This window comes from Psychrobacter sp. LFX-11D (assembly GCF_904846475.1).
Lineage (GTDB): Bacteria > Pseudomonadota > Gammaproteobacteria > Pseudomonadales > Moraxellaceae > Psychrobacter > Psychrobacter cryohalolentis.
On record NZ_CAJHAV010000003.1, the window covers coordinates 269,876 to 279,637 of the forward strand.

General features: G+C 40.4%; 8 protein-coding genes. 7 read left to right on the forward strand and 1 reads right to left on the reverse strand.

What is annotated here, in order from left to right; genetic code table 11:
• Positions 1 to 20: 20 nt before the first annotated feature.
• Positions 21 to 398: a twitching motility response regulator PilG gene (gene pilG, locus JMX75_RS04135; protein ID WP_011514416.1), complete on the reverse strand. Its 378-nt coding sequence runs from the start codon at positions 396 to 398 to the stop codon at positions 21 to 23.
• 659 nt (positions 399 to 1,057) lie between these two features.
• Here pilG and JMX75_RS04140 point away from each other — a divergent pair.
• The 7 genes from JMX75_RS04140 (at position 1,058) to JMX75_RS04170 (ending at position 9,603) form a co-directional block, all read left to right on the forward strand.
• Positions 1,058 to 2,167, forward strand: a complete 1,110-nt coding sequence (locus JMX75_RS04140; protein WP_201531165.1) for an efflux RND transporter periplasmic adaptor subunit — start codon at positions 1,058 to 1,060, stop codon at positions 2,165 to 2,167.
• A gap of 282 nt (positions 2,168 to 2,449) precedes the next feature.
• The gene (locus JMX75_RS04145; RefSeq protein ID WP_011514418.1) at positions 2,450 to 3,172 is read left to right on the forward strand and encodes a response regulator transcription factor; all 723 of its coding nucleotides are present in this window, start codon (positions 2,450 to 2,452) and stop codon (positions 3,170 to 3,172) included.
• A 137-nt stretch (positions 3,173 to 3,309) separates the two neighbouring features.
• Positions 3,310 to 5,412, forward strand: coding sequence for a sensor histidine kinase (locus tag JMX75_RS04150; RefSeq protein ID WP_201531166.1), 2,103 nt, complete (start codon positions 3,310 to 3,312; stop codon positions 5,410 to 5,412).
• A gap of 322 nt (positions 5,413 to 5,734) precedes the next feature.
• Positions 5,735 to 6,505 (forward strand): methionine ABC transporter ATP-binding protein, encoded by a 771-nt coding sequence (locus JMX75_RS04155; protein WP_020444255.1) that lies wholly within the window; start codon positions 5,735 to 5,737, stop codon positions 6,503 to 6,505.
• Positions 6,506 to 6,524: 19 nt separating this feature from the next.
• Entirely contained in the window at positions 6,525 to 7,211 is a 687-nt protein-coding gene (locus tag JMX75_RS04160) for a methionine ABC transporter permease (RefSeq protein WP_011514421.1), read from the forward strand.
• A 265-nt stretch (positions 7,212 to 7,476) separates the two neighbouring features.
• The gene (locus JMX75_RS04165; protein WP_201531167.1) at positions 7,477 to 8,427 is read left to right on the forward strand and encodes a MetQ/NlpA family ABC transporter substrate-binding protein; all 951 of its coding nucleotides are present in this window, start codon (positions 7,477 to 7,479) and stop codon (positions 8,425 to 8,427) included.
• Positions 8,428 to 8,754: 327 nt separating this feature from the next.
• On the forward strand, positions 8,755 to 9,603 hold the full coding sequence (locus JMX75_RS04170) for an aldo/keto reductase (RefSeq protein ID WP_201531168.1): 849 nt from the start codon (positions 8,755 to 8,757) through the stop codon (positions 9,601 to 9,603).
• Positions 9,604 to 9,762 lie beyond the last annotated feature (159 nt).

The window sequence follows — 9,762 nt, forward strand, 5'->3', positions numbered from 1 at the left end:
TTTGATGATCATGTTACAGATTAACGATACTGATTAATTGCCTCAAAAAGCTCATCCTTACTAAACGGTTTGGTCAGATATTCATCAGAACCTACAATACGTCCACGGGCTTTATCAAATAAACCATCTTTAGATGACAACATAATCACAGGTTTACTGGCATAGTCAGGGTTATTTTTAATCAAGGCACAAGTTTGATAACCGTCCAAACGTGGCATCATGATATCCACAAAAATAATATCTGGATTATGATCGACAATCTTAGCCAAGGCATCAAATCCATCAATGGCAGTGACAACTTCACAGCCCGCTTTTTGCAGCAAGGTTTCTGCGGTACGGCGAATGGTTTTTGAGTCATCAATAACCATTACTTTTAAACCATCAAAATTATTTTCCATTCTTATTGTCCTATTAACGACTGTTTATTCATTATGCGATATGTTCACAGTACTACTCACGCGTAGTACTGTTTACTCACAATGAATTATCTTAGTATGTTGGGCGTTATGCTAAATTTCTTACAGCGTTATTATAGCCATAAATTCAATGATTACTCATACTCTGCAACCATTAATTATCGCAGGCAAATTTAATGAATAATGGAATCGAATCCTCTGTCAATAAACGAGTATCTCTTATTCAATATTGCTTGCTATAAAAACAGTTGAATATCTAGTCTCATCAAAAATCTACTATATTGAAAACCGAAAAAATCAACCAAGTTGCAAGTGAATAGCTTCGTTGTTAAATGTCGTCTTTCCAATCGTAGCCATTATATAGAACCAGCATTCATCTTACTGAATAATTTACCTTTGTGATAAAAATGTATCAATATATTTTGATATGTTCGTTTTAGCACAGTTACCAGCCATTATCCAGTAATTAGTGAAATTATGTTCTAAATTTAGCCACTTAACGACTATTCTCTATATAAAAACGGCATTTTACAGGGTCTCATCTAGCGATTAAAAAAACCAGTTAAATACAATATGGTAGAACCATTTCCCATACTTGTAATTCCCTATATAATAAAAAGACGTTTATGATGGTGATTGGTATGACATTTTTTATGCGCTCGCTGCATTACATGCGTTTTATATGCTTACAGACTGCGCCGTTAAAAAAGAGCGTTTATATATTGAGCGCCCTATTTCTTATCGCCTGCCAGCCAACATCTCCTACTGAAGCGTTGACTAGCGAAAATAATGAGGCGGTTGATATGCCGCTTATTAGTGCCGATAGTGTCACCATCACACCTGATCATATTTTAAGTATCAAACCTACCCGTTATCAGCCGAGCCTTGGCTTACAAGGTCGTATCGAACCTATCAAGCAAATCAACCTTATGGCGGCACAGCCGCTGACGGTAGAGCAAGTATTAGTCAGTGACAACCAATGGGTGAAAAAAGGCACGCCACTACTCACAGTTCGACGTCAGGAAATTTTAAACAAAGTAATAGGCTTTGATGATACTGAAACCAATATAGAAGCAGAATTAAATACAACTGCTAGTAATAGCAAAGACAGAACAACGGCAAAGCAGTCCTCTGATTTAATCACATTGCGTGCCCGCTTTTCAGGACGCATAGAGAATCTGTCGGTGCAAGCTGGACAAAAGATAGAAGCTCAAACAGTGTTATTGAAGCTCAGTGACGAAACGGAATTGCATTTTATCTCAACGCTGCCGATTGAAGCTGAATCGCAAATTTCTGTCGGTCAAACCGTCAACTTTACTGCCGAAGATAGAGTGGATAAATTTACCGGTCAGGTCAGTAAAGTGCAGGTGGTAAAACAACCGATGCAGCTTTTGGTTTATGTAAATGTGATCAACAATGAAGTCAGTCGCAATCAGCTAGTGCCTGATATGCAAGTTACTGGCAGAGTTGACTACGGGCAGATAGAAGTGGGTACTATTGTGCCTAAAATTGCCTTACATAATGTTGACTTGACACAAATACAGGTGCCGCCTTACAAACCGCTGCGTTCTTTGACTGCCAATATCTGGATTATAGGACAAGACCAGCGCTTAACCCGCCAGCCTATTGAAGTAATTGAGTACGATCCACTGACCAAACAATATTTAATCGCAGGTATCAGTAGTGACAGTTTGATTTGTTTGGCGAACTTACCCATTGAATCTAAAGGCAAAAAAGTGGTGGTTTCTTAAGCACAGAGCCATGCAGTTACATTGTGTAGAAACATTAACAAAGCACGCCTTGTTTAATAACATCCTGTTTAGGCAATATAGCGTATTATGGATAGTACGGATTACATACTTTTATTGCATAGCATTAAAGCATGGCTTGTATCTCTTGTATGGATAGCTACTTTTGATTTACATATTTATCATATGAGCATTTGGGATAATTGAAAACTAAGGGCAGACGCCACTTTTATAAATTGTAAAAGTGCATTAAGACAAATTATAACAACAACTAGAGGAAACATTATGAGTAAGCAGATTTTGTTAATTGAAGATGATCCAGATTTAGCAGAATTAATCAGTGATTATCTGACCATGAATTATTATGATGTGCATCATGCAGGTCTTGGTCAAGAAGGTCTGGATTTATTAGATACCAAAGAGCGTGATATTGACTTGGTAGTACTTGACCTCATGCTACCCGACATGGATGGTATGCAAGTTTGCCAAAAAATCCGTGGCAATAAAAACAATATGACCAATAAAGTGCCGATCATTATGTTGACGGCAAAAGGTGATACCACAGACCGCGTATTGGGTCTTGAGATGGGCGCTGATGACTATATTGCCAAACCGTTTGAGCCGCGTGAACTGCTAGCCCGTATTCGTGCGGTTATTCGCCGCCATGAGCAGCCAAACCAAGCGGACAGTCAGTCAGATAGCTTAACTTTTGGTCGTTTGAGCGTGTTCCCTGACAGTCATGAAGTGACTATCGATGATTTACCTGTACGCTTGACAACGCATCAGTTTCAATTGCTGCATTATTTTGCCACTCATTCAGGCAAAGTACTAAACCGAGAGCAATTGTGGCAAGCTATGCCAAATGATGACAGCTCAGACAATATTGATCGCGCCATTGACGTACATATCTCGCGTCTTCGTGCGTTGATTGAAGACAATCCACGTCAACCAAAGCGTATTATTACAGTGCGCGGCGTCGGTTATCAGTTTGCCACTGACCAAGTGTAGTCAGTAGTAAACTGTTGGTAAATAAACAGTCAAACAGCTTTAAAATAGTTCATTAAAAGGGGTATCATATGCATGATAACCCCTTTTATGTTTGACCATACAAAGTGGCATAAGTTTTTGATAATAGAGATTATTTAATGCAGCAATTGGGTTTTCGTTCCGTGTTTGCCAAGCTATTTGCCAGTGTCATGCTGGCGCTTATCTTGTTTGCTGTTGCGATGGTATTATTGACACAGCTGGTACATGATAAAGATGCGGGCATTCGCTCAGAGGTATTGGCCACGCAAATTTTAGGACAGATCGATCCTTTTTTGCATGAGCTAAATATCGCAGTTAGTAAGGAAAATCGCCTACAATCGCGTTTTATGCTAGCCGTAGTCAAAAAAAGCTTCGATATCTTTGATGAGTCATTGCAGGCAAAAATGGGTTTATATGACAGCGAAGGTCATCTGCTGATGCAAACAGATAATAGCGATTTGCCGCTAGAGCTTCCTGCTACGCCGTCTTTATTCTCACGTGTTTTCCCCTCTTTTGCAGAAACGTCACCAACCAAGCAAGCTCAAGTTTATAGTAGTACTGGCTATACGCTATTATATGAGTCACGCTTGCCACCCAAAAAGCCGGTTCTCTCTGCAGCGCTTAACTTATTTACTGGCACGCTCTTATTGCTACTCATTATGGCAGGCGTCCTTTGGTGGATTGCCCGGACCATTACTTGGCGTATTAATCAGATGAGTCTACAGATGGCTCAGCTTGGCGATGGTGACTTTACGGTACGGGTAAATGCACGCGGCAATGATGAAATCGCCTCACTGGCACGTGGATTTAATCAAGCAGCACAAAAGATTGAACACCTTATTGATGCCAATAATTTATTACTTGCACATGCCTCTCATGAGCTGCGTACGCCCATAACACGTATTCGCCTACAGATTGAGATGATGGACATGCTGACAGGTCCATTGCCAAGTGACAACAAAGCCAAGTTTGATAAGCGCGCTCAAGCCATTAATCGCGACCTCTCAGGTCTCAATGATTTGGTTGAAAGTATTCTATTAGTGAGCCGTTTGGATGCTGGTCATGCCTTACAGCAAGTTGAAAATTTAGATTTATATGATTTGGTGAATCAAGAACGCCAACACTATCCTGAAGCCACGTTAATTGGTGAGCACATTGTAATTGACGGTCAATCATCAATGCTCACCCATTTAATTCGCAATCTATTAACCAATGCCATGCTGCATGGAAAACCACCAGTCACTGTGCTGCTGTATGGGGTGCAAACCCTTGAAGAAGCTGAAAATATCCCTGATTTTTTATTGCAGACAGTATTGTGCAGTAGCTTTATAGACTATAACAGCTCAGACTTTTATTCTGATGAGTCATCTCATAGTACAAATCCGCTTGCTCATCAACAAGATACCGTATCAGAGCTGAATAATTCTAGTAGCGCAGCGCTTCCAAAGCCAAAAGTAGCAAATAGTGAGTCTGTAGTTATATTACCAGCACCGCCTATTTATCAGAATGGTGAAAATTTGGTGAATGATGCTCATATTAGTACTGACAATGAATCTGATAATATTGTGAATCAAGAGAGTGATAGCGCCAATTTAGAGCAAGTAGAGCCTACTAATACGAGCGAGACACTTGAAAAGGTTGGTAATTCTTCATTGTTTGATAATTATCATAGTTTTACATCAGATTTGACCGATAAGCTAAAGAAAGTGATGTGGCGTGCCGTGCCTGAGAAGCAACGGTCTTCTGAAGATCCTGACCATGCTATTGATGACATCTCTGGTAAAAATGCTATCAATAGCAATAAAGAAGATACCAATAAAGTGAATAAAAATAGTGATGTGGCTATAAAAGAAAGTGATAAAGCAATTGATAAAGAAAGTCCTGAAACGTCAAATACCACCCGTAAAGAAAGCCTATTTAGCAAACATCTCAAAAAATCTAAACCAGAGCCAACACGTCCGCTTCCGAAGTATGTGGTATTGGCAGTGATTGATGAGGGTGATGGCATCCCTGAAAATAAACGTGAAGAAGTTTTTAGCCCCTTTGTGCGTTTGCAGCAAAAAAATAAAGGCTCAGGTCTTGGGTTGTCCTTAGTATCACAAATTGTCACCGCCCATCAAGGAAGAATCACTACTGACACTATCAATGGTCACACGCGATTTTTGGTGGTATTGCCTGTTAAACTCGATCCGCATTACCATCATCATGACAATCGTGACTGATTTTATTCATTCATATCATAAACAAACTCTCAGAAGTGCTATAGAAGAAGAAATGCAAGCCTTTAGCGTGCATAGCGATCAATAAGTCAGAAAAACATACCATAATGACATCCTACCTATTTCATTCTATATATCTTGATATTGACTAAGCTAAGTTCAAAGTCAATCATCGATGCCTGTATCAAAAACCTTGCATAATATGCTATATTAGCGCCCCTTATTATGGGGTTATCGAATGTGGTTTTAACTCAACTGCTCAGCAGTCAGAGAGACGACGACCACTTCATAACCACTAAAACATTTATTGAATTTTGAGCCTTCCATGAGTGACATGATTGTCTTAAACGATGTGACCAAGAGTTTTTTGAGTGACCGGTCTATAAAAGATAAAAACGGCAAGCCGCATTGGTTTACTGCTGTCGAGCCGACGTCACTAACCGTCCAGCAAGGTGAGATTTTTGGCTTGATGGGCTATTCAGGTGCGGGTAAATCAACACTTTTACGCCTGATTAATTTGCTTGAACGTCCTGATTCTGGTCAAGTGATTATCGATGGTACAGACCTGACTTCTTTATCTGCCAGTGACTTGCGTATCGCCCGTCACAATATCGGTATGATTTTTCAGCAATTTAATCTGATGTCTAATCGCACCGTCTTTGACAATGTTGCTTTTAACTTAACGGTTGCAGGCTACCCTCGCGCTGATATTCATAAGCGTGTCATGGATTGTCTAGAAATTGTTGATTTAACCGACCGCGCTAGTCACTATCCTGCGCAGTTGTCAGGCGGACAAAAACAGCGTGTTGGTATCGCCCGTGCGATTGCGCCAAGCCCAAAAGTACTCCTTGCTGATGAGCCAACCAGTGCGCTCGACCCTGCCACTACGCGCAGTTTGTTGACTTGCTTGCGTGATATCAATGAGCAGCTTGGCGTCACTATCGTCATTGTAACTCATGAGATGAGCGTCATTCGTAGACTATGTGACCGTGCAGCCTTGTTACATCAAGGACAATTGCTCGAAGTAGCAGACATCCGCGATGGTCTCATTCAGGCCACCACCCCAATTGGCAAAGGCTTAGTCCACGAAGACTAATGAGGCAGGAGAAATAAACATGATAACCGGTGCAGAATTATCCGCCTCGATAGACAAGCTACTCGCCCTGCGTAAAGAGATTTGGCAGGCATTTTTAGATACTTTTATTATGCTTGGTATCTCAACGACAGTTGCCATTCTTATCGGTGGTCTGTTTGGCGTCTTCTTATTTTTATCTAGTGATCGGCAGTTTTTACAAAATAAAACGCTCTATGCTGTACTTGGTGGCATCACAAACTTTATGCGTGCTTTTCCATTCGTCATTTTGATGATTGCCATGAGTCCCTTTACCAAAGCTATCGTCGGCACTGGTATTGGTCCTATCGCCGCATCATTGGTGCTTGCGATTGCTGGCTCATTTTACTTTGCGCGCTTGGTTGAGCAAAACTTACGTGAAGTGCCGCGCGGTATTATTGAAGCAACTGAATCGATGGGCGCCCGTCCCTTTACCATCATCAAAGTACTGCTTAATGAAGCACGCTCTGGCTTGGTCTTGTCTGTGACCATCCTTTGTATTAGCTTGCTCTCTTTTTCAGCAGCGGCTGGTATGATTGGCGGCGGCGGTTTGGGTGATTTGGCAATTCGATATGGTTACTACCGTTATCAGACTGAGGTGATGGTATTCATCGTCATTATGCTGTCAATCATGGTCATCGGTATTCAAGCCTTAGGAAATTGGGTTGCGACTCGATTAGATAAACGTTAAAAACCTGTAATCACTTGGCTCATTAAAATTAGATATTAATGACTGAGTGATACTTGATATGAATAGTTTACAGGGTCTAATGCTGATTCATCCTAAGCAAATGCTTGACTTTGTAACTGATTCCCTTTAATTTTGATACTATCTTAACACTCGTTAACTTAGCAGCATTACTATTCATAATGTTGCTTTTTTAATGTGGTTTTTTAATTCTATTTTTAATCTCAGTATTTTATCCTTTGACTCCTACCCTTATTAAGGAAGTTCCATGAAATTAACAGATATCAGCCGTCAAGTAGCGACTGCATTTGCTGCTGTTGGCGTATCAGGCCTAGTGTTGGTCGGTTGCAATAATTCATCAGCACCAGAAGCCACCAAAGAGCCAGTTACTGAAGGCGCAACCGAAACTACCAATACAGAAACCACTGCTACCAGTGATATTGATCCTGAACATAGCAAAATCGTCATCGGTACGACCGAAGGTGACTTTGCAGATATGGTTCGTAACCAAGTAAAAGGTTCATTAGAAGCACAAGGCTATGAAGTTGAACTGGTAACCTTTACTGATTATGTCCGTCCAAACGTTGCGTTAGCAGATGGCGATTTAGACATCAACATCTTTCAACATAAGCCTTATCTAGATACCTTCAAAAAAGAAAATAACCTTGATTTGGCAGAAGTATTCCAAGTTCCTACTGCCCCATTAGGTATTTACGCTGGTAAAAAAACCAAAATCGAAGACGTTTATAAAGGTATGAGCGTTTCTGCGCCTAATGACCCGAGTAACTTTGCTCGCGCATTAGTCATGATGAATGAGCTTGGCTGGATTACGCTAAAAGACAATATCGATCCATTGACTGCCTCAAAAACTGATATCGCTGATAATAGCAAATACGACATAAAAATCGTTGAGCTAGAAGCGGCGCAGTTGCCTCGTGCGCGTGACGAAGTAGACTTTGCCATTATTAACGGTAACTACGCGACCGATTCAGGTATCAAGCTGACTGAGGCGCTATTCCAAGAGCCAAGCTTTGCTTATGTAAACTGGTCTGCTATCAAAACTGCGGATAAAGACAAGAAATGGGTAAAAGACGTTACTAACGCTTATAACTCAGATGCCTTTAAAAAATATGCTCACGACAGCTTCCCTGGCTATAAATATCCAAAGATTTGGGGTGCTGACACTACAAGTACCGCACCTGTAGAAGCTGCTAAATAGTGAAAACAGTCATGAATAGTTAATAGATTTAATACGACTCATCTATTCAAATGATTCCGTTTTAAGTAATAACAAAAAGCCCATTATTGATAAATAATGGGCTTTTTTTGATCTGTATTTTAGTAATGATAAACAAAAAATAATTTAAATGACGTTACAGCCTGTTTGTCGTTTGTAGGAAAGCGTCACCTGCCCTTTCACTTACCGCAATTTCTTTCTATAGTGGTTAAGCTTATTAGAGATTGAGAACATTATATTTCTGATCAAATACTTTATTAATAACTATAAAAGCTATTAGTAGATCACAAAAAAGATAAGGACAATAATATGCGTGCTAAAACTTATAATATTCGCACCGCTGGACAAGCAAACATTCCGGTACTCGGACTGGGTACTTGGCAATCAACCGGTCAAGACTGTATCGATGTCGTCAGCCAAGGTCTAAAAATGGGCTATGAACACATTGATACGGCCCAAGCATATGGCAATGAAGTCGAGGTTGGTAAAGGTATTAAGCAATCAGGTGTCGCTCGCGATAAGTTCTTTTTAACGACCAAAATATTCCCTGATGACATGAAGTTTGAGCCAGAAAAACTCGTTGCCGCTGCTAAGCGCTCATTGGAAAATCTAGATACCGATTACGTTGATTTACTGCTGCTACATTGGCCTGATGATCGTGTGCCCTTATCTGAGACCATCCCCGCGCTTTGTGAGCTACAAAAACAAGGGCTGACTCGCAATATCGGTGTATCTAATTTTAATATTGCTAACATCATTGAAGCCAAGAGATATGCTGACGTGCCGATTGCGGTCAATCAGGTTGAATTTCACCCCTTTATTAAGCAAAAAACGTTGCAGACCTTTTTAAACAATCACCATATTTTATTGGAAGCGTATTCGCCGCTTGCCCGCGGAGATGTTTTTGATAATAAAATCATTAAAGACATCGCTGATAAACACGGTATCACCGCCGCACAAGTGTCGCTGGCTTGGATTCTATCCGATAAGCACCATATTGCGATTCCAAAAACGTCTAATCCTGAGCACTTACAAGGCAACTTAGATGCCATCAAAGTAGAGTTGAGTGCGGATGAACTTGAGAAAATCGGCAGCTTAGCGCGTAGCGACGGGCGTAAAATTAAGCATCCAGATTATTCGCCAGAATGGGATGATTAATAAATAACTCATACTTATTTAAGTATTATGTTTGTCTCGTCCTAAAATAGATTGATAGTTTTTGCTAAGCCAGATACCCTGAGTATCTGGCTTTTTTGTATTAAGCAGGACATGAATAACCGTCATGTACCTCAGCAGGTGTTCTCATATTTAAACTTA

Coding starts and splice junctions, on each gene's coding strand:
- pilG (WP_011514416.1), bottom strand. CDS start 398: ATGGAAAATAATTTTGATGGTTTAAAAGTAATGGTTATTGATGACTCA.
- JMX75_RS04140 (WP_201531165.1), top strand. CDS start 1,058: ATGACATTTTTTATGCGCTCGCTGCATTACATGCGTTTTATATGCTTA.
- JMX75_RS04145 (WP_011514418.1), top strand. CDS start 2,450: ATGAGTAAGCAGATTTTGTTAATTGAAGATGATCCAGATTTAGCAGAA.
- JMX75_RS04150 (WP_201531166.1), top strand. CDS start 3,310: ATGCAGCAATTGGGTTTTCGTTCCGTGTTTGCCAAGCTATTTGCCAGT.
- JMX75_RS04155 (WP_020444255.1), top strand. CDS start 5,735: ATGAGTGACATGATTGTCTTAAACGATGTGACCAAGAGTTTTTTGAGT.
- JMX75_RS04160 (WP_011514421.1), top strand. CDS start 6,525: ATGATAACCGGTGCAGAATTATCCGCCTCGATAGACAAGCTACTCGCC.
- JMX75_RS04165 (WP_201531167.1), top strand. CDS start 7,477: ATGAAATTAACAGATATCAGCCGTCAAGTAGCGACTGCATTTGCTGCT.
- JMX75_RS04170 (WP_201531168.1), top strand. CDS start 8,755: ATGCGTGCTAAAACTTATAATATTCGCACCGCTGGACAAGCAAACATT.